The 19912-nt window shown below is 69.3% G+C and carries 16 protein-coding genes; 8 read left to right on the top strand and 8 right to left on the bottom strand.

What is annotated here, in order from left to right:
• Nucleotides 1-17: 17 nt before the first annotated feature.
• The gene (locus LY40_RS19990) at nt 18-953 is read right to left on the bottom strand and encodes a LysR family transcriptional regulator (RefSeq protein WP_183787492.1); all 936 of its coding nucleotides are present in this window, start codon (nt 951-953) and stop codon (nt 18-20) included.
• A 125-nt stretch (nt 954-1078) separates the two neighbouring features.
• Here LY40_RS19990 and LY40_RS19985 point away from each other — a divergent pair, with 125 nt between their 5' ends.
• Both LY40_RS19985 and LY40_RS19980 read left to right on the top strand, forming a co-directional pair.
• Nucleotides 1079-2494 carry a M20 family metallopeptidase gene (locus LY40_RS19985; protein WP_183787493.1) on the top strand — a complete coding sequence of 472 codons (1416 nt, stop codon included), beginning with the start codon at nt 1079-1081 and terminating at the stop codon, nt 2492-2494.
• Nucleotides 2491-3780, top strand: coding sequence for an MFS transporter (locus tag LY40_RS19980; RefSeq protein WP_258937807.1), 1290 nt, complete (start codon nt 2491-2493; stop codon nt 3778-3780). Before LY40_RS19985 ends, LY40_RS19980 begins: the two co-directional genes overlap by 4 nt.
• 101 nt (nt 3781-3881) lie before the next feature.
• Here the strand turns inward: LY40_RS19980 and LY40_RS19975 are convergent, their stop codons facing one another.
• Nucleotides 3882-4820, bottom strand: coding sequence for a LysR family transcriptional regulator (locus LY40_RS19975; protein ID WP_258937806.1), 939 nt, complete (start codon nt 4818-4820; stop codon nt 3882-3884).
• Between the two features lie 106 nt (nt 4821-4926).
• Here LY40_RS19975 and kdgD point away from each other — a divergent pair, with 106 nt between their 5' ends.
• The 4 genes from kdgD to LY40_RS19955 all read left to right on the top strand — a co-directional run bounded on the left by kdgD (nt 4927) and on the right by LY40_RS19955 (nt 10402).
• On the top strand, nt 4927-5853 hold the full coding sequence (gene kdgD / locus LY40_RS19970) for a 5-dehydro-4-deoxyglucarate dehydratase (RefSeq protein ID WP_258937805.1): 927 nt from the start codon (nt 4927-4929) through the stop codon (nt 5851-5853).
• Nucleotides 5850-7430 (top strand): aldehyde dehydrogenase (NADP(+)), encoded by a 1581-nt coding sequence (locus tag LY40_RS19965; RefSeq protein ID WP_258937804.1) that lies wholly within the window; start codon nt 5850-5852, stop codon nt 7428-7430. The genes kdgD and LY40_RS19965 overlap by 4 nt, the downstream gene beginning before the upstream one ends.
• An 83-nt stretch (nt 7431-7513) precedes the next feature.
• Complete coding sequence (locus tag LY40_RS19960; RefSeq protein WP_258937803.1) at nt 7514-8860, top strand: enolase C-terminal domain-like protein; 1347 nt, start codon at nt 7514-7516, stop codon at nt 8858-8860.
• Nucleotides 8861-8947: 87 nt separating this feature from the next.
• Nucleotides 8948-10402: a GntP family permease gene (locus LY40_RS19955; RefSeq protein ID WP_258937802.1), complete on the top strand. Its 1455-nt coding sequence runs from the start codon at nt 8948-8950 to the stop codon at nt 10400-10402.
• 73 nt (nt 10403-10475) lie between these two features.
• On the opposite strand, the gene LY40_RS19950 is transcribed toward LY40_RS19955, so the two are convergent.
• The 6 genes from LY40_RS19950 to LY40_RS19925 all read right to left on the bottom strand — a co-directional run bounded on the left by LY40_RS19950 (nt 10476) and on the right by LY40_RS19925 (nt 16571).
• Complete coding sequence (locus tag LY40_RS19950) at nt 10476-11549, bottom strand: mandelate racemase/muconate lactonizing enzyme family protein (protein WP_258937801.1); 1074 nt, start codon at nt 11547-11549, stop codon at nt 10476-10478.
• On the bottom strand, nt 11546-12424 hold the full coding sequence (locus LY40_RS19945) for an NAD-dependent epimerase/dehydratase family protein (RefSeq protein WP_183787500.1): 879 nt from the start codon (nt 12422-12424) through the stop codon (nt 11546-11548). Before LY40_RS19945 ends, LY40_RS19950 begins: the two co-directional genes overlap by 4 nt.
• A gap of 85 nt (nt 12425-12509) precedes the next feature.
• Nucleotides 12510-13493: a TRAP transporter substrate-binding protein gene (locus tag LY40_RS19940; RefSeq protein ID WP_228726713.1), complete on the bottom strand. Its 984-nt coding sequence runs from the start codon at nt 13491-13493 to the stop codon at nt 12510-12512.
• 57 nt (nt 13494-13550) lie between these two features.
• The gene (locus LY40_RS19935; protein ID WP_183787502.1) at nt 13551-14846 is read right to left on the bottom strand and encodes a TRAP transporter large permease; all 1296 of its coding nucleotides are present in this window, start codon (nt 14844-14846) and stop codon (nt 13551-13553) included.
• Complete coding sequence (locus LY40_RS19930) at nt 14843-15388, bottom strand: TRAP transporter small permease (RefSeq protein ID WP_228726714.1); 546 nt, start codon at nt 15386-15388, stop codon at nt 14843-14845. The genes LY40_RS19935 and LY40_RS19930 overlap by 4 nt, the downstream gene beginning before the upstream one ends.
• Before the next feature lie 178 nt (nt 15389-15566).
• Nucleotides 15567-16571, bottom strand: a complete 1005-nt coding sequence (locus LY40_RS19925; RefSeq protein WP_258937800.1) for a LacI family DNA-binding transcriptional regulator — start codon at nt 16569-16571, stop codon at nt 15567-15569.
• A gap of 418 nt (nt 16572-16989) precedes the next feature.
• Here LY40_RS19925 and LY40_RS19920 point away from each other — a divergent pair, with 418 nt between their 5' ends.
• Nucleotides 16990-18441 carry a glycoside hydrolase family 28 protein gene (locus tag LY40_RS19920; protein ID WP_258937799.1) on the top strand — a complete coding sequence of 484 codons (1452 nt, stop codon included), beginning with the start codon at nt 16990-16992 and terminating at the stop codon, nt 18439-18441.
• Nucleotides 18442-18480: 39 nt separating this feature from the next.
• A complete protein-coding gene (locus tag LY40_RS19915; protein WP_258937798.1) occupies nt 18481-19890 on the top strand; it encodes a glycoside hydrolase family 28 protein in 1410 nt (469 codons plus the stop codon).
• The last annotated feature ends 22 nt before the right edge of the window (nt 19891-19912 follow it).

The raw sequence follows: 19912 nt of genomic DNA, 5'->3' as shown, positions 1-19912 counted from the left end.
CGCACGCGGCGCGTGGATCAGACCGCTCCCGCGGCCGCCGGGTCGTCGCCGGCCTGGCCGCGCAGCAGCGACACCAGCAGACCGGTGAACTGCATGGCCGGCGCAGGCAGCCTCCTGCCGGGCATCGTCTGGACCTGTGCCTCCCGCTGGCGGAACACCGGATGGTCGAGCCGGACGTAGGACACGCCGTCGGAGGACCCGTCGCGGTCCAGGTCACCGAGATCACCGATCAGCGCGACACCGCCACCGTCGCGCACGAACTCGTGCAGCGGCGCCAGTTCGTCACACACGAGGACCGGCGTCACGGTCAGGCCCTCCATGCCGGCGCCGAGGTCGAACAGCTCGCGTTGGCTGGTGCTGGGCGAGGCCAGCGCCAGCGGGTACTCGCACAGCTCCGCGAGCCCGATGCGTTCTCGCCGTGCCAGCGGATGGCCCGCGGGCACGATCGCGGCGACGTCGGTGACCTTCGCGCACTCCACCCGTACGTCGTGCTGCGGTCCCATCGCGTAGGTCACGGCGATGTCGGCGATACCCTCCGCCACGCGCCGGGTCGCCTCCTGCCGGGAGACGATGTCCAATTCGAACGTCACCTCGGGACGCTCGCGGCGAAACCGTGCCATCGCGCGGGGCACGAGCCGCCTGCCGAAACCCTCCGAGCACGCCACGATCACCGGCCGCACGTCGTGGGCCGAGCCGGCGCGGAGTTCGTCGACGAGCGCCGCCGACTCGGCCTCGTTGCGGCGCGTGTGCGCCAACAGTCGCGCCCCGGCGTCGGTCAGCACCATGCCGCGTGGCTTACGGTCGAACAGCGGAAGACGCAGGTCCGCCTCGAGTTTGGCGACCTGCCTGCTGATCGCGGAGGGCGCGACCTGCAACGACTCCGCCGCCTTGGTGACGGAGCCCGTCCGGGCGACCTCCGCGAAATAGGCCAGTCCCATCGGCAGCAGCTGCATCACGACCGCCTTTCGTGAGCGTTGCCGATATTAGAACGGTCGATGGCGAAAACGGCAATGGTGACCGCCGTGTCGATCCCCTAATCTGCTCGACCAGGCACCGTCGAGCAGCCCGGGGTGATTCCGTGCTTTCCGAGAAGATCCGCCGAAACGCCGAGAGCTACGTCGACTCCGGCGGTTTCCGCGACGAACTTGCGCGACTGGTCAGCTACCCAACCGAAAGCGCGACCGCCGAGGGCCGCGTTGCGATCAAGGCATACCTCGACGAGGTCCTGACGCCGGCGCTCACGGAGCTCGGCTGCACCGTCACCGAACACGCCAATCCGGACCCCGCGGGCGGACCGTTTCTCGTCGGCACCCGTGTCGAATCCGCGGACCGGCCGACCGTGCTGTGCTACGGACACGCGGACGTCGTCGAAGGGCTCGGACAGCAGTGGAGCGACGGCCGCGACCCGTGGCGGCTCACCGTCGACGGTGACCGCTGGTACGGGCGGGGCGCCGCCGACAACAAGGGCCAGCACCTGGTCAACCTCGCCGCGCTGCGGCTGCTGCTGGCCGAACACGGTGAGCTCGGATTCAACCTGACGATGCTGTTCGAAACGGGCGAGGAGATCGGCTCACCCGGGCTCGCCGAGTTCGCCGCCGCCCACCGCGAGCTGCTGGCAGCCGATCTGTTCCTCGCCTCCGACGGCCCGCGGCTCGACGCCGCCACACCGACGCTGTTCCTCGGCTCCCGCGGCGGCCTCGGTATCGAACTCGACGTCGACCTGCGCACCGACTCGTACCATTCCGGCAACTGGGGTGGACTTCTCCGCAACCCGGCGACGACGTTGGCCGGCGCCGTGTCGAGCCTCGTCGACGGGCACGGCCGCATCCGCGTCCCCGAGCTGCTCCCTCCCGAACTGCCCGACGAGATCCGCGAGGCGCTCGCCGACGTGCGAGTGGCCGCGAGCCCCGGTGACCCGGTGCCCGACGACGGCTGGGGCGAACCCGGATTGACCCCGGCCGAGCGACTGTACGGCTGGAACACCCTCGAAGTCCTGGCCCTCGGCGCCGCCGACGTCGACCGGCCCGTCAACGCCATTCCCGGTCGGGCCAAGGCGGTGCTGCAGCTGCGCTACGTCGCCGGCACCGACGTCGACAGAGCCGGCGAGCTCATCGCCTCCCACCTTGCCGAACACGGCTATCCGACGGTGGACGTGAGCATCACCGGCCGGTTCGCGGCCAGCCGCACCGATGTGGACGGACCGTGGCCACGCTGGGCCAGGGCGTTGCTCGAGGAGGCCACCGGCGGGAACGTCGCCGTACTTCCCAACATCGGCGGCTCGCTGCCCAACTTCGTGTTCACCGACGTACTCGGCATGCCGGCACTGTGGCTACCGCACTCGTATCCCGGGTGCCTGCAGCACGCACCCGACGAGCACCTGCTCGCACCGATCGCCCGGGAGGGAATCGTCCTCGCGGCCACCCTGTTCGACGCGATCGGCCACCCCACGACCGATCACCCGCTGCCGACCCTGGGTCGGGAGGACGCCCGATGACGGCCTCGGCCACGGCGCCCGCGCGCACCCCGGTGTCGGCCCGGCGCGCGATCGCCGCCGCCACCATCGGCAACGCTCTCGAATGGTTCGACCTGGCCATCTACGCCCTGATGGCGACCTACATCGGCAGCACGTTCTTCCCCGAAGGCGCACCCGGGGCCCAGCTGGTGCAGGCCTACGCCGTGTTCGGCGTGACCTACCTGATCCGCCCGTTGGGCGGCCTCGTCCTCGGCGCCTACGCGGATCGGCACGGCCGGAAGAAGGCCCTGGTGCTGACGATCTGGCTGATGGTCGCAGGCACGTTCCTGATGGCCGTCATGCCCGGCTACGACACGCTCGGGCTCGCCGCGCCGCTGCTGGTCGTGGTTGCCCGGCTGATCCAGGGTTTCGCCGCGGGCGGTGAGTTCGGTGCCGCGACCTCGTTCCTGGTCGAGCAGAACGAACGCCGCAAAGGGTTCTTCGGCAGCTTCCAGTTCGCCAGCCAGGGATTGGCGACGCTGATGGCCGCCGGCTTCGCCACCGGTCTCACGGCGCTGCTGTCGGACGAGGCCATGACGAGCTGGGGCTGGCGGGTGCCGTTCGTGTTCGGGCTGCTGATCGGCCCGGTCGGGTACTACATCCGCCGCCACGTCGACGAGTCCCCGGCAGTCGCCGACGACAGCGGCGCGCCCGCCACCGGGCGGCGCTCGCCCATGCTGGCGGTGTTCCGCGACCACTGGGGTGGCCTGCTCATGGCAGGCGGTGCGCTCGTGGTGTCGACGGCGCTGAACTTCATCCTGCAGTACCTGCCGACGTTCGGCATCGAGCAACTGGGACTGGACGATTCCCTGTCGTTCACCGCACTGCTCATCACAGGGGTGATCCTGACCTTCCTCACCCCGTTCGTCGGGATGCTGGCCGACCGGTTCGGCCGCCTGCCGATCATGGTGCCCGCGGCACTGCTCATCGGCGGAGGTGTCGTGCCGCTGTTCGTCTGGGTGACCCACGTTCCGTCGTTCCTCACCCTGGCCGCGGTCATGACCATTCTCGGCATACTCAAGGCCTGCTACTTCGGCGCGCTGCCGTCGGTGATGTCCGACGTCTTCCCCGCGCGGGCCCGCGCCACGGGGCTGTCGTTCAGCTACAACACGGCAGTGGGCGTTTTCGGCGGGTTCACACCGACGATCGCGGCGGCGCTGGTCGCCGGTACCGGCTCGCAGATCTCGCCCGGGTACTACCTGCTCGCTGTGTCGTTCGTGAGCCTGGCCGCACTGGCGGCCGCCTTCCGTACCCGCGGGGTCCGCTGACACTGCTGCTCCCACCGTGCCCGGCCGGCGGACCGCACGTCCCCGGCCGGGCACCGGTACGTCGGGCCCGTGGGTACGTCGGGCCCGTGGGTGTGGCGGTCTTATTCGGACGTTCCGCCCACGGCGCCGTCGCCGAGGTCGAGGACCGGGTCACCGCGGTCGTCGGCGGCGGTGAACAGCTCCAGGAAGGCTGCGAGCGCGGGGTTGTCGTTCTCGGCGCGCCACGCCACCCGCAGCTCGACCGGGTCCGGAACCGGCAGTTCCACGGGCCGGAAGGCGAGCCCGGCGAACCGCAGCCGTGCCGCCGTCGCCGGCACCAGCGCGATCCCGAGCCCCGCCTCGACCAGCGCCAGCACGGTGTGCACCTGCGAGACGTACTGCACGTACGTCGGCCGCACCCCCGCTTCGCCGAAGATGCCCACGACGAGGTCGTAGAAGTAGCGCGCCTCGAGCGGCGAGTACCCGACGACGTCCGCCCCGTGGAACGCCTCCAGCGGCAGCAGCTGCTCGCCGGCCAGCCGGTGCCCGGCTGGCAGCGCGGCCACCAGCGCCCCCGTGCCCACGAGGCGGGACTCCACACCGGGCGGCGTCGGCGGCCGCACCAGGCCCGCGTCCAGCGTGCCGGTCGAGATCCGGTCCAGCTGATCCCGGGTGACCAGTTCCTGCAGCACGACCTCGACGTGCGGGAGCCGCTCGGCCACGGTGCGCAGCACGGTGCCGAGGACGCCGTATCCGGACGTCGCCGTGAATCCGAGGTTGAGCAGACCGGCACGTCCCGCCGTCATCCGCCTGGCCGACTGCGCCGCGTTCGCAGCGTCGTGCAGCAGCCTGCGAGCGTCTCGCAGGAACGCGCGGCCGGCAGGGGTGAGGCGGACCGTCCTGCCGCCGCGGTCGATCAGGTTCACCCCGAGTTCCTTCTCCAGCAGCTGGATCTGCCTGCTCAGTGGGGGCTGTGTCATGTTCAGCCGCTCGGCGGCACGGCCGAAGTGCCCTTCCTCGGCGACGGCGACGAAGCCCGTCAGCTGGTGGATCGTGAACATCGATGCAATTCCTGAATCAGAGGATGCGAAAACAGAGTTGGACGTGCATTACTCGTCGAGCCTAGCGTCGCCTTCACGGGCCAGACCACCCTGGAGGAAGTACGCAATGTCCCAGTTCACGCCCCACGAAACAGCCCGGCAGCTGTCGGACGGGCTCCTGTCCTTCCCGGTGACGCATTTCCGGGACGACCTGAGCTTCGACGAGCCCGCCTACCGCGAGAACATCGCCTGGCTGAGCGGCTTCGGCGCGGCCGGGCTCTTCGCCGCGGGCGGCACCGGCGAGTTCTTCTCGCTGACGCCCGACGAGGTGTCGACGGTCGTGACCGCGGCCGTCGCCGAGGCGCCCGACGGCGTGCCGGTGATCGCCCCCGCCGGATACGGCACCGCCACGGCCGTCGAACTGGCGCGCTCCGCCGAGCGGGCGGGCGCCGACGGGCTGCTGCTTTTGCCGCCGTACCTGACCGAGGCGTCGCAGGACGGGCTCGTCGAACACGTCAAGGCCGTCTGCGCGGCCACGTCGCTCGGCGTGATCATCTACAGCAGGGCCAACGCGATCTACACCGACGAGACCGTCGCGCGGCTCGCAGACGCGTGCCCCAACCTCGTCGGCTTCAAGGACGGCGTCGGCGACATCGAGCGCATGACCCGTATCCACACGCGCCTCGGCGACCGGCTGACCTACGTCGGCGGCCTGCCGACCGCGGAGACGTTCGCCCTGCCCTACCTCGAGATGGGCGTGACGACCTATTCGTCGGCCATGTACAACTTCGTGCCCGAGTTCGCGCAGCGCTTCTACCACGCCGTACTCGCCCACGACCGCGCCACGGTCGACCACTACCTCGCGGAGTTCGTCCTGCCCTACTGCGACATCCGCAACCGCAAGGCCGGCTACGCGGTGAGCATCGTGAAGGCGGGCATGAAGGCCATCGGGCGTCCCGCGGGGCCGGTTCGTGCCCCGCTGACCGATCTCGACGACGACGAACTCAAGCAGCTCGACGAGCTGATCTCCCGCGTTCCCAAGGAGAACACATGAGCACACCGACCGGTCAGATGATCATCGCGGGTGAGCCGGTCACCGGCAGCGGCACCACGATCCGCGCCGTCGATCCGGCCACGGCAGCGGAAATGGAGCCCGCCTTCACGTACGGCACCCACGACGACGTCGACCGCGCATGCGCCGCCGCATGGGACGCGTTCGGCGACTACCGCGCGCAGCCGCTGAGCAAGCGTGCGGAGTTGCTCGAACGGATCGCCGACAACATCGAGGCGATCGGCGACGCGCTGGTCGAACGTGCACACGCCGAGTCCGGTCTGCCCGTGGCCCGGCTGACCGGCGAGCGCGGCCGCACCACGGGACAGCTGCGCATGTTCGCCACCCTGCTGCGCGAGGGCAACCTCGAGATCCCGCGCATCGACCCCGCGCAGCCGGACCGCACGCCGCCCCGCGCCGACATCCGCCAACGGGACGTGCCGCTCGGACCCGTCGCCGTGTTCGGTGCCAGCAACTTCCCGCTTGCCTTCTCGGTCGCGGGCGGCGACACCGCGTCGGCACTCGCGGCGGGATGTCCCGTGGTCGTCAAGGGGCACGACGCCCACCCCGGGACCTCCGAACTCGTCGGGCGCGCGATCGCCGCGGCGGTCACCGAGACCGGCATGCCCGCGGGCACGTTCTCGTTGCTGTTCGGCCACGGCCCCGACCTCGGCACGGCACTCGTCACCGATCCGCGTATCCGCGCCGTGGGATTCACCGGCTCCCGCCAGGGCGGCCTCGCGCTCGTCGCCGCCGCGCAGGCACGGCCCCGACCGATTCCCGTCTACGCCGAGATGAGCAGCACGAACCCGGTGTTCCTGCTGCCGGGCGCGCTGGCCGACCGGGCAGAGGAGATCGCCGCCGCGTTCGTCGGTTCCCTCACCCTCGGCGCGGGCCAGTTCTGCACCAACCCCGGCATCGTCATCGGCGTCGACGGGCCGGACCTGCAGCGGTTCGTCGACGCTGCCACGACCGCGATCACCGCTACGGCCCCGGCGACGATGCTCACCCCCGGGATCGCCGATGCCTACGCCAAGGGCGTCACCACGCTGTCCGGCCACGACGGCGTCGAGGTACTCGCCCAGGGCTCCGAGTCCGACCGGCCGATCACCTGCCGCCCGGCTCTGCTCGCGACCGACGCCGAACGGTTCGCAGCCGACGAGGGGTTGCAGCAGGAGGTGTTCGGGGCCTGCGGCATCGTCGTGCGGTGCCGGGACGCTGCCCAGGTCCGTGCGGTCGCCGAGGCCCTCGAAGGGCAGCTCACCGCAACGGTGCACACGGGGACCGGTGACGAGCCGGACGCCGCCGCCCTGCTGCCGACGCTCGAGCTCATGGCGGGCAGGGTGCTGTTCAACGGCTGGCCCACCGGCGTCGAGGTCGGCCACGCCATGGTGCACGGCGGGCCGTATCCGTCCACATCGGATTCGAGGACGACCTCGGTCGGCACGCGGGCCGTGGAGCGGTTCCTGCGCCCCGTGTCGTACCAGGACGTGCCGCCCGAACTGCTACCGAGCCCGATCGCCGACGGCAATCCCGACGGCGTGCTGCGCCGCGTCGACGGCGCTCCTGGCAAGCACTAGCGATCCCCGTCCGGGTGCCGGTTCCGAGAGTTCGGAGCCGGCACCCGGACCGGCCACCACGGAAACAGTCGAAGAGGACAGTGATGACATCGGTGCAACGCACGGTGGTGACCGGGATGCGCGTGGTCCCCGTCGCCGGCCACGACAGCATGCTGCTCAATCTGAGCGGAGCGCACGCCCCGTTCTTCACCCGCAACCTGGTGATTCTCACAGATTCGGACGGTCACACCGGCGTCGGCGAGGTACCCGGCGGCGAACCGATCCGCACCACGCTCGAGGAATCGGCCGACCTCGTCGTCGGATCATCCGTCGCCCGGTTCCGCTCGGTGCTGCGCGACATGCAGCAGCGCTTCGGCGACCGCGACGCAGCGGGACGCGGCAACCAGACCTTCGATCTGCGCGTCACGGTGCACGCCGTGACCGCCGTCGAATCGGCCATGCTGGACCTACTGGGCCGACAGCTCGACGTGCCCGTGGCCGAGCTGCTCGGGGACGGCAGGCAGCGGTCGCAGGTCCCCGTCCTGGGCTACCTGTTCTTCGTCGGTGACCGCGGGAGGACCGATCTCCCCTACCGGTCGCCGTCCGACGAACCGGCGGACGCCGACGACTGGGCCCGGCTCCGCCACGAGGAGGCACTGACCCCGGACGCCGTCGTGCGCCTGGCAGAGGCGGCCCGCGATCGCTACGGTTTCCGCGACTTCAAGCTCAAGGGCGGCGTCCTGCCCGGCCGCGAGGAGGCCGAGACTGTTCGGGCACTGGCCGAGCGGTTCCCCGACGCCCGCGTGACGCTCGACCCCAACGGCGCCTGGCCGGTCGCCGAGGCGATCGAGCTCGGGCACCACCTGCGCGACGTCCTCGCCTACGCCGAGGACCCGTGCGGCGGGGAGGCCGGCTACTCCGGTCGCGAGACCATGGCCGAGTTCCGCCGCACGACGGGTCTGCCGACCGCGACGAACATGGTCGCCACCGACTGGCGCGAGCTCGGCCACGCCGTGCGCGCCGGCTCCGTCGACATCCCGCTCGCCGATCCGCACTTCTGGACGATGAGCGGATCGGTTCGAGTCGCCCAGTTCTGCGCCGACTGGGGCCTGACCTGGGGCTCGCACTCCAACAACCACTTCGACGTCTCGCTCGCCATGTTCACGCACGTCGCCGCGGCCGCGCCGGGCGAGATCACCGCGATCGACACCCACTGGATCTGGCAGGACGGGCAACGGCTCACCCGCGAGCCGCTGCGGATCGCCGACGGCCTGCTGCCGGTTCCGGACGCCCCCGGGCTCGGCGTCGAACTCGACCTCGACCGAGTCGAGGGTGCGCACGAGCTGTATCTGCGCGAAGGACTCGGAGCGCGCGACGACGCCACCGCGATGCGTTACCTCGTCCCCGGCTGGACGTTCGACCCGAAACGCCCCGCCCTCGACCGCGGCTGACCCGACGCCGCTGCCAGCTCCCCGTAATTCGTCCCCATATCCCGGCACGCGCGTGTCGCGTGCCGTCCTCAGGAGGCAATGAAGCCTGTGAACACTCTTACCCTGGCTGCCGAACAACCGGACACGGCATGGACCCTGCCGTCGTGGGCGCTCCTGCTGCTCGTCGCCGGCGGCATCGCGCTGCTGTTGTTGCTCGTCATCAAGGCCAAGCTGCACGCATTCGTGGCACTGCTCGTAGTGAGCATCGTCGTCGGCATCGCCGCAGGCCTCGAACCGTCCGCGATCCCCGCTGTCCTCGAGGAGGGCATGGGCGACACGCTCGGCGAGATCGCCGTCATCGTGGCACTCGGCGCGATGCTCGGCCGCGTCATGCAGGAGTCCGGCGCGGCCGGCGTCCTGTCGAGCCGGCTGCTGGCCGCGTTCGGCGAACGCAAGGCACCCCTGGCGGTCGGGCTGACCGCGCTGATCTTCGGCATCCCGGTGTTCTTCGACGTCGGGTTCATCATCATGTTGCCGCTGATCTACGCCGTCGCCCAGCGTTCCGGCCGTTCGGTCATCAGCATCGCCCTGCCCGCGGTCGGCGGACTGGCCATCATGCACGCGGTCCTTCCACCCCACCCGGGCCCCGTTGCGGCGGCCGGCCTGCTGGGCGGCAACCTCGGCTGGATCGCGATCATGGGCCTGATCTGCGGCCTGCCCGCTTGGTTCTTCGGTGCCTACCTGTTCGGCACCCGGATCGGCGACCGGCTGAACGTTCCGGTTCCGGCGCAGCTGGTCGGTGAGGCTCAGGAGAAGTCCGGCCAGGCGGCATACGACGGCGACAGCGGCGCGGGCGCCTCCGGAGGAGGTACGGCCGTACAGGCTCCGCCGTCGCTGAAGGTGACGGTCACCGTCATCCTGCTGCCGGTACTGCTCATCATGCTCAACACGTTCGCGGGCGTCGTGTTCCCGGAGGGCGCGGTCCGCAGCACCCTCGAGTTCGTCGGCGCTCCGGTCGTCGCCCTCACGGTCGCCGCACTCCTGTCGTTCTGGTTGCTCGGCCTGCGCGGCGGCTTCAGCATGGAACGTATCGAGAAGGCCGCGTCGGCCTCGCTCGGCCCGGTGGCACTGGTCCTGCTCGTCACCGGTGCGGGCGGAATCTTCGGCGCGGTACTCGAAGCGACGGGGGCGGGCCAGGCGCTCGCCGGTGCGTTGTCCGGCACGGCACTGCCCGCGGTCGTGCTCGCCTTCCTCATCGCGACCGCGCTGCGTGTCGCACTCGGTTCGAAGACGGTCGCGATCGTGACGACCGCGCCCATCGTCGCCCCGCTCATCCAGGAGTCCGGCATGTCGCAGCCGGAGATCGCGCTCGTCGTCATCGCGATCGCCGCAGGCGGCACCGTGCTCTCGCACGTCAACGACTCCGGGTTCTGGCTGTTCAACCGCTACATGGACATCGACATCCGGACGACGCTCAAGAGCTGGACGCTGATGGAAACGTTCATGGGCGGCATCGCGTTCGCAATCGCCCTGGCCCTCAGCGGAGTGCTCGCACTGACCTGACCGGCACCCGACCACCGGCACCGGACGGCCCGGCCGGTCTCCCCACGGGGAGACCGGCCGTTCGGCGCGTGCGTCACACATCGAACACCAGTCCGTGGCCGGGGCCGGTGTCGGCGCGGGCTCCGGCGGCGTCGACGGTCACCCCCGAGGGTTCGGCCAGCCCACCGAGCTCCTGCAGTGACGCCCGGTCGATCGCCTCCACCATGGACACCACGGGCACGCACAGTGCCAGCTGCGCCGACATCTCCGGCAACAGGTGCGGCGCCACCGGCACGTCGTAGGCGGCCGCGAGCTCGGCGATCCGTAGGAACGGCGTGATCCCGCCGACGCGGACCACGTTGGGCTGCGCGATGTCACACACGCCGACCGCCAGCATGTCCCGGAACTGCCGCACGGTCCGCAGGTTCTCCCCGACGGCGAACGGCACCCGCGTCGTCGACCGCAGCCGCACGTGTCCCGCGAGGTCGTCGGCGGGCAACGGCTCCTCGATCCAGTACGGATCGAACCGTTCGAGCGCGTTGACGGCGCGCGAGGCCGTCGGCACGTCCCATCGCTGATTGGCGTCGACCATGAGCTTGGCGTGCGGGCCGATCAGCTCGCGCACCGCCGCGACGCGCTCCAGGTCACGGTCCAGCTCGGCGGAGCCGACCTTGATCTTCACCGCCGTGTGCCCGGCCTCGACCCATCGGCTCACCTGCGCCTGCAGCTCATCCAGGCTGTAGTCGAGGTTCACACCACTGGCGTAGGCAGGCACGATCTCCCGGCGCCTGCCGAGCAGGTCCACCAGGCTCGTGCCCGCCACCCGGGCACGCAGGTCCCACAGTCCGATGTCGACGGCCGCCTGCGCCATCGCCGCGATACCACCGGGTCCGGCCTCGTGGAGCCGGGCGTACAGCGCCTCCCAGACCGAAATCGGATGGGTTCCCGCCTCGCGCAGGAAGTCCGCGCACTCGTCCTCGAGCAGCGCGCGCACGGCACTCGCCCCGACGCGCGGGGTCCAGCTGAACCCCGTGCCCTCGGCGCCGCCGGCGTCGCGCAGCCGGGCCACGACGACGTCGTGGAAGCTGACTCCGCCGTCCCACGTCCCCGGCAGCGGCAACCGGGTGCTCGCGCACCTCAGCTCGGCGATACCCGCGGCGGCGCTCACACCAGCTCCGTGCGCCAGTCGTACGTCGGCTCCCAGCCGAGCAGCCCACGCGCCTTGCTCGTGTCGAACGCCGACGCGGTGCCGGTCAGCTGCCCGGCGATCTCGTCCGGTACGGACATGTGCTCGGGAAGGAGTTCGCTCAGGGGCTTCTCCGCCAGCGCATCGGCCGCCGCCACGAAGAACGTCTCGCCGTTCGGCACGTGCTCCGCCTTCGCCAACAGCAACCGGACGAACTCCGCCGCGTCACGGGCGTCGACGTAGTTGAACAGCGACACCGCCGCCTGGCTCCGGTTCTCGAGCCGCTGCCGCACCGTGCCACCACCTTGGGTCGGGGCGCCGCGCCACTCCTCGGGTGACACCACGAAGCAGGGACGGAAGATGTGGAACCGGCCCTCCCCCCGGCGCGCGAACGCCCGCACGACGTCCTCGGTGGCCGCCTTCGACATCGTGTAGGCGTTCCACGGCGCCACCGGATGGTTCTCGTCCAGCGGGAGATAGGACGGCTGCCATCCGGCCGGGTTGCCGTATCCCATCACCGTCGGGCTGCTCGCCACCAGGACGTGCCCGACACCGAGGTCGGCCGCGGACTGGCAGACGTTGTAGGACAGTGCCGTGTTCGTGGTGAACGTACGGACCTCGCTACGCATCCCCGGCGCCGGGATCGCCGCCAGATGCACGATCGCGTCCGGACGGAAGCGCGCCAGCGTGGAATAACACTCACCGGCATCGGTGAGATCAGCCGGGAACGTCACGACGTCGTCGTCGCGCTGCTCCGGCGCCGTATCCACCGAGACGACCTCGTCGCCCGCCGCGGCGAGCGCGCCGACCACATTGCGACCCAGTCGTCCCGACCCTCCGGTCACGAGGACCCGCATTCCTACTCCTCACACATGGTGGCCTCGTCGTGCGGGCAGGGTGTGCCCGCACGACGGGGAACATCGATTCTCCGTAGCGAAACCGCTACTGCTTCTCCGCAGCCTCGACGGCGTCCATGAAGTCGCCGTACTGGCCGGCGTATCGCTCCTTCAGGCCGCCCACCGCGTCCTCGAACGGCTGCTTGTCGTCGACCTCGGTGATCGTCACACCCGCGTCCTCGAGTGTCTTGCGGCTCGCGGTGACCTCTTCCTGCCACAGCTCGCGCTGGACCTCCGTGGACTCCTCGGCCACCTCACGCACGAGCTGCTGGTCCTGTTCGGACAGCTGGTCCATGGCGGACTGGGAGATCATCAGCACCTCGGGCACTCGCTGGTGCTCGTTCAGCGTCAGGTTGTCCGCGACCTCGTAGTGCCGCGTCGAGACGTAGCTGGGCAGGTTGTTCTCGGCGCCGTCGATCACACCGGTCTCGATGCCGCTGTAGACCTCGCCGAAGTCCATCGTCGTCGCCGAGCCGCCGAGCTGTTCGACCACCTCGGCCGTGATCGAACCCGGCTGTACCCGGATGTTGCGGCCCGCCAGATCCTCCGGCTTCTCGACGGGCTTTCCGTTGGTGTAGAGCGACCGGGCTCCCGAGTCGTAATAGGCCAACCCCACGGCACCCATCTCGGACAGTTCGTCGAGCTTGGCCTGGCCGCCCTCGCCCTGCAGGAAGTTCCAGAAGTGCTCCTCGCTGGCGAAGGCGTACGGGATGCCGTAGGCCTTCCACGACGGGACGAACTCGCCCACGAGGTTCGCGTTGGTGCGGTTGAGTTCGACCGAGCCCATCTGCATCTGCTCGAGGACGTCCCGTTCCTCGCCGAGCTGGGCGTCCGGGTACACGTCGACCTGGATCCGGCCGTCGGAACGCTTGCTCAGTTCCTCGGCGAACCACTCGTCGGCCTTCGTGGTCGGATAGTCGCCCGGATGGGTCTCCGCCAGCCGCCAGGTCACCGATTCCTGGGCACCGCCTGCGCCGCCGCATGCGGCTAGACCGAGTCCGAGCGAGGCCGCCAGGGCGACCGTGGTCATTCGACGAAGCGCTGCGCTGCGCATATGTCTCCTTTCACGGGGAACGGGGAGCCGCCGTCAGAAACCGAGCCAGTGGGGCAGGGTCAACGACAACGAGGGGACGAAGGTCACCAGCAGCAGGCAGGCGACCATCGGCAGATAGAACGGGAGCACGCCGCGGGCGGCCTGTTCGATGCGGATGCCGCCGATCGCGGAACCGACGAACAGCACACTGCCCACGGGTGGCGTGATCAGGCCGATGCCGAGGTTGAGCAGCAGCATCACGCCGAACTGCATCGGGTCCATACCCAGCGACGTGACCACCGGGAGCAGGATCGGCGTCGTGATCAGGATCAGCGGCGCCATGTCCATGATCGATCCCAGGACCAGCAACAGGACGTTGCACAGCAACAGGATCACGACCGCGTTGTCGGACAGCCCGAGCAGCGCCTGGGTGAGCGCTTCGGGCAGTTGCAGCACGGTCAGCAGATGCCCGTAGGCGCCCGCCGCCGCGATCAGGAACAGCACCGTGCCGAGGGTCTTCACCGAACGGCGCAGCATGCCCGTGAATGCCCGCAGCGGCACCTCCCGGTACACACCGAACGTGATGAGCACGGCCCACAGGCAGGCGATCGCCGCCGACTCGGTCGCGGTGAACACTCCGGTGAGAATGCCGCCGATCACGATCACCGGCGTCAGCAGACCCAGCAGTCCCTGCCAGACGATCTTCGGCACGTCCCTCGCCGGAATCGGCTGCCCCTTGGGGTGGCCCTGTTTCCTGGCCATCACGTAACACGCCACGAGCAGCAGTGCCGCGATCAGCAGGCCGGGTACGACACCGGCCATGAACACGCCGCCGATCGAGACACTGCCTCCAGCGGCGAGCGCGAAGATGATCATGTTGTGGCTCGGCGGGATCAGCACGCCCTGGGTGGCGCTCGAGACGGTGACACCGACCGAGTAGTTGGCCGGGTAACCCTGCTCGCGCATCATCGGCAGCATCACCGAGCCCACCGACGAGGTGTCGGCGACCGCGGAGCCGGAGATACCGCCGAAGAAGGTGCTGGCCACGACGTTGAGCATGGCCAGACCGCCGCGCAGCCAGCCGACGAAGACGTTGGCCAGGTCGATCAGCCTGCGGGCGACACCACCACCGGCCATCACCTCACCGGCGAGGATGAAGAACGGAATGGCCAGCAACGGGAACGAGTTCAGCGCCTGGACCATCTTCTGCCCGACGAGCGGCAGTGGAACGGAGATCCACAGCGCGGCGGCGATCGACGAGACCGCGAGCGCCAACGCAACGGGGACGCGCAACAGCATCAGCACGGCGAACCCGCCGAAGAGCAGCAGGACGGCGACGGGGTCGATCATCGGTCATCCCCCTCCCCGGAAGGAGCGGAACCCGCCGTGCCGGCATCGGACCCCGGATCCGGCGGATCGAGCGGTATCAGACCGAACAGCTGCAGCAGGCTGTAGACGACGATCAGCACACCGGCCACCGGCATCGCCGCGTACTGCACGGAGGTGGGAAGACCGGTGGCCGGCAACGTCGAATACATCATCAGCTGCGTGAACTCACCGCCTTGAATGACGAGGTAGCCACCGAACGCGGCCATCAGCGCGGGCGCGATCCGGATGGCGACGGCCCGCAGGATCCCGGGCAACCGGTCGACGACGAACCCGACGGCGATGTGGCTGTGCTCCCGAATTCCCTTGGCGATACCGAGAAAGGCGAGCCAGCACAGCAACAGCAACGCGACCTCGGAGGCCCAGCCCGGGGTGAATCCGAGGACGAACCGGGCGAAGACCTGCCAGCTGACCACCAGCACCATGGCCACGAGACCGAGGAGGGTCAGCGCATCGGTCGTCCGGTCGACGACGACGAGCCCCAGGCGTAACGCCCTGGCCGGCATCGGCGGCCTCGATGGGGACTGTGACATGGGACGAGAAACTCCGATCGGCTTTGATGGAGCACGCACGGCCACACCGTGCGAGAAACCGGTTTCTCACCCTAGCCGCGGGCGCGATGCTGTCAAGACCGGATGCCGGATCGGTCGTGGCCGAACAGTCTTCGTGCAGGCGCCGGACGGATCAGCGCGAGACTCTGGCCGTGCTCTGCCGGACCTCCAGCCGCGGCGTGAAACACACGTCGGCGGGCGGTTCCTCCCCGCGCAGCACGGCCGACAGACGCTGCCAGGCCTCCTCGCCGAGCGCTTCCTGCGGCACGGCGACCGTGGTCAGCATCGGCGAGGCGTAGCGGGCGAACGCGATGTCGTCGAACCCGACCACGCTGACCTCGTCCGGCACCGACACCCCGATGGCATGGAACTTGCCGAGCGCGCCGAGGGCCACCAGATCGTTGTAGCCGATGATCGCGGTCGCTCCGGTGCCGAGAGCCCGGTCGGCCGCCTCGTAGCCGTCCTCGTGCATCGAGCCGCATTCGAGGACCGTCAGCTCGAAACGCCCCTCGGCCGACGCGTGCAGTGTGTCGAGCCGCTCCTGGTTCGACACACTGGCCATCGGGCCGGACAGATACGCGACGTGCCGGTGCCCGAGGCCGGCGAGATGAGCGACGAGGGCGCGGATTCCGGCCGCGTAGTCCACCGCGACCATCGGTGCGAGCAGACCTTCGACGTGCCGGTTGACCAGGACGAACGGCTCGAGTTTCCCCGCCAGTTCCAGGAGCTCCTGGTCGTGCGAACGGGGTGAGCAGAGCACCAACCCGTCGGTGCGCAACCGCGTCTCCTGCGCCAGGAACGGTTCCTCGAGCGGCATCTCGTGGCTGTCGGTGACCAGCACGCGGTACCCCTCGACCCCGGCCGCCCTGCTGATCCCGCGCAGCACCGACTGGAACATCGGGTTGCCGAGATCCGGCACCAGGATCGAGACCAACTCGGTCCGACCTCGCGCCAGCCCCTGGGCGACGGCACTCGGGTGATAGCCGAGAGAGGCGGCCGCCTGCTGCACCCTGCGGGCCAGCTCCACGTCGACCGTGCTCCGGCGGTTCATCACCCGTGACACCGTCGCTGGCGACACCTGTGCGGCCCGCGCGACGTCCCTGATGGTGACCGACGGCGTGCGCTCGCCCGGATCCATGGGCCGTCCTTCCTTCCTCGACATCCACATCCTCAACCACCACCCGGGCCCCCGGAGAAAGCGGTTTCGCCGATATTGACCGACTCTGTCGACCTTATCGCACGTCAAACGGCAGACGTCCGCACGACTGGTGTTTCCGACAGACGAGAACCAGCCGGAACCGGCCCTGGAACCGCAGCACGAACGGGCCCGCGGACGCGGGAGCGGCGGCGAGCCGGAAAACCCGCGCGGCCGACGTTGTTCACATCGTGCCGAATTCTCCCATTGACACCTGAATCAGGCTGCTGTTCCATCAGAAACCGGTTTCTCAGGGTGCCGGAAGCGATGTCAGCGGACCGGAGCCCGGCGAAATCCCTCCCGCGCCGAAGGCGGCCCGGGAGCGAGCGTGCTCACCGTCGAGTACCAGCGAGGAGAACGCATGTCGTCAACAGTCCTCACCCGCACCCTGACCGCCGTGCTCGGCGCGGCGCTCGCGGTGTCCGTCCTCACCCCCGCCGCGACGGCGGACCCGCCGGACACGGCGCCCGGCCAGACCGAGCCGCACGGCTGGGAACTGGCCGACCAGATCCGCAAGGAAGTCAAGCCGCCCCGGATCCCGCAACGCCCGTTCGACGTCACCGACTACGGCGCCGACCCGACCGGCCAGGCCGACAGCACCGAGGCGATCGCCGACGCGATCGACGCCGCGGCCGAGCAGGGCGGCGGCAAGGTCGTCGTCCCGGCGGGCGAGTTCCACACCGGCGCGATCCACCTGCGCAGCAACATCGAACTGCACGTCAGCGACGGCGCAACGGTGCGATTCAGCCAGGATCCCGACGACTACCTGCCCGCGGTCAAGACCCGCTGGGAAGGCGTAGAGCTGTACAACTACTCCCCCTTCATCTACGCCCACGGCGCGGAGGACGTCGCCATCACCGGCGGCGGCACGCTGGACGGCCAGGCCGACGACGAGCACTGGTGGCCGTGGAAGGAGGAGTCGAACGGCGACGGCGGAGTCATCGAGACCGAACACCGTGACCAGCTGTTCCAGTGGGCCGCCGACGGCGTGCCGGTCGAGCAGCGCCGTTTCGAGGACAGCAAGCTCCGGCCGAACTTCGTCCAGTTCTACGAGAGCGAGAACATCCTCGTCGAGGACGTGACGCTCACCAACTCTCCGATGTGGATGATCCACCCCGTGCTGTCGGAGAACGTCACGGTCGACGGGGTCACCCTCGACAGCCCGGTCGGCCCCAACAGCGACGGCGTGAACCCCGAGTCCAGCAAGAACGTCGTGATCAAGAATTCGAGTTTCGACAACGGCGACGACTGCATCGCGATCAAGTCGGGACGCAACGAGGACGGCCGCCGGATCGGCGTACCCAGCGAGAACATCGTGATCCACGACAACACGATGGCCGACGGGCACGGTGGCGTGACCATCGGCAGCGAGATGTCCGGCGACGTGTACAACGTGTTCGCCGAGGACAACGTCATGGACAGCGAGAACCTGGACCGCGCGCTGCGCATCAAGACGAACTCGGTGCGGGGCGGCACCGTGGAACAGGTGTACTTCCGTGACAACGACATTCCGCAGATCGGCGGCGAGGTCATCCGGATCAACTTCCAGTACGAGGAGGGTGACGCCGGCGAACACACGCCGACGGTTCGGGACATCCGGATCGAGAACGTCCACAGCACCGGTGGTGCGTTCGGTCTCTACCTGCTGGGTTACGAACAGTCCCCCATCAGCGATGTGACCATCCGCGATTCGACGTTCGCCGACGTCGACACTCCGATGGAACTCGAACACGTCCGGAATCTCCGCCTGGAGAACGTCGGGATCAACGGCGAGCGCTACGACGAGGTCATCGACGTCGGTGCCTCGGGTTGACCGGGTTCAACGGCGTCCACTCACTGCGGAGGAGAACGGATGAAACAGCGGTCACGACCTGCGAAGGCACTCCTCGTGGCACTGGCCGGCCTGCTGTGTGCCGGCGCCGGCTCCATTGCCGGCGCGGCACCGGAACCGGGTGGACAGGGCCAGGGAGGCAAGGACCCCTTGTGGAACATGGCCGACCGGATCGTCGACACGGTCGAACAGCCGTCCATTCCCGACCGTGAGTTCCGGGTGACCGAGTACGGCGCCGTCGGCGACGGGAAGACGGACGACCACGACGCGATCATGTCGGCGGTACGCGCCGCCCATGAGAGCGGCGGCGGCCGAGTCATCCTGCCCGAGGGCACCTGGCTCAGCGACGGCCCGATCCACCTGGAAAGCAAGATCGACCTACACGTCTCCGACGGGGCTCGGCTGCTGTTCGGCGCCGATCCCGCCGACTACCTTCCCGTGGTGCACACGCGATGGGAAGGAACCGAGATGTACGGCTACTCGCCGCTCATCTACGCCAAGGACGTGCACGACGTGTCGATCACGGGCACGGGCGTGATCGACGGCAACGAGGCGAGTGAGTTCCTCTCCTGGTACGACAAGCAGGACGAGGACGTGCAGAAGCTCCGGCGCATGGGATTCGACGGGGAACCGCTCGAGCAGCGCCGCTTCGGGGAAGGCCACTTCCTGCGGCCGAGCATGATCCAGTTCTTCGGCGCCGAGCGGGTGCTGCTGAGTGATTACACGGTGAACAACTCGCCGTTCTGGATCAATCACCTCGTCTACACCGATCACGCCACGGTGCGGAATCTGACCGTCGACAGCCACAACGCCAACAACGACGGCGTCGACGTCGATTCGAGCACGAACGTCCTGGTCGAGAAGAACCGGTTCCGCACCGGCGACGATGCCGTGGTCGTGAAGTCGGGTCGCGACAAGGACGGCAGGGACATCGGCAGGCCGAGCGAACGGGTCGTCGTCCGGAACAACGACATGGGCGGTGAGGACGGCATCGCGCTGGGCAGTGAGATGTCCGGCGACATCCGGTACGTCTTCTTCGACGACAACACGTTGCGTTCCGGTGCGTCGGCCATTCGGTTCAAGGGCAATCTCGACCGCGGCGGAACGGTGGAGCACATCCGCGTCCGCGACTTCGAGGTCGAGGATTTCGAAACCCTGATCTGGTTCCAGCTGGACTATCCCGGCGAGCTCGGCGGGGACTTCCCGCCGGTCTATCGCGACCTGGTGTTCGAGGACTTCACGGTCGACAGCGCCGCGACGACCCTGGAGGTCCACGGGCCGGAGGACGCGCCGTTGCAGGACGTCACACTGCGCAACATCACGGTTGCCGACTCGGACACCCCGATGGTGCTCGAGAACGTCCGGGAGCTGACGTTCGACGACCTGGTGATCGCGGGCGAACGCATCGAGGGGAACCTCGACTGGCACTGACCGTTCCCCGTAGCCACCGGCG

Source organism: Prauserella salsuginis (assembly GCF_024648885.1).
Lineage (GTDB): Bacteria > Actinomycetota > Actinomycetes > Mycobacteriales > Pseudonocardiaceae > Prauserella > Prauserella salsuginis.
Note: the sequence above shows the minus strand (reverse complement) of the source record. Positions and strands in the feature narration are given on the sequence as shown.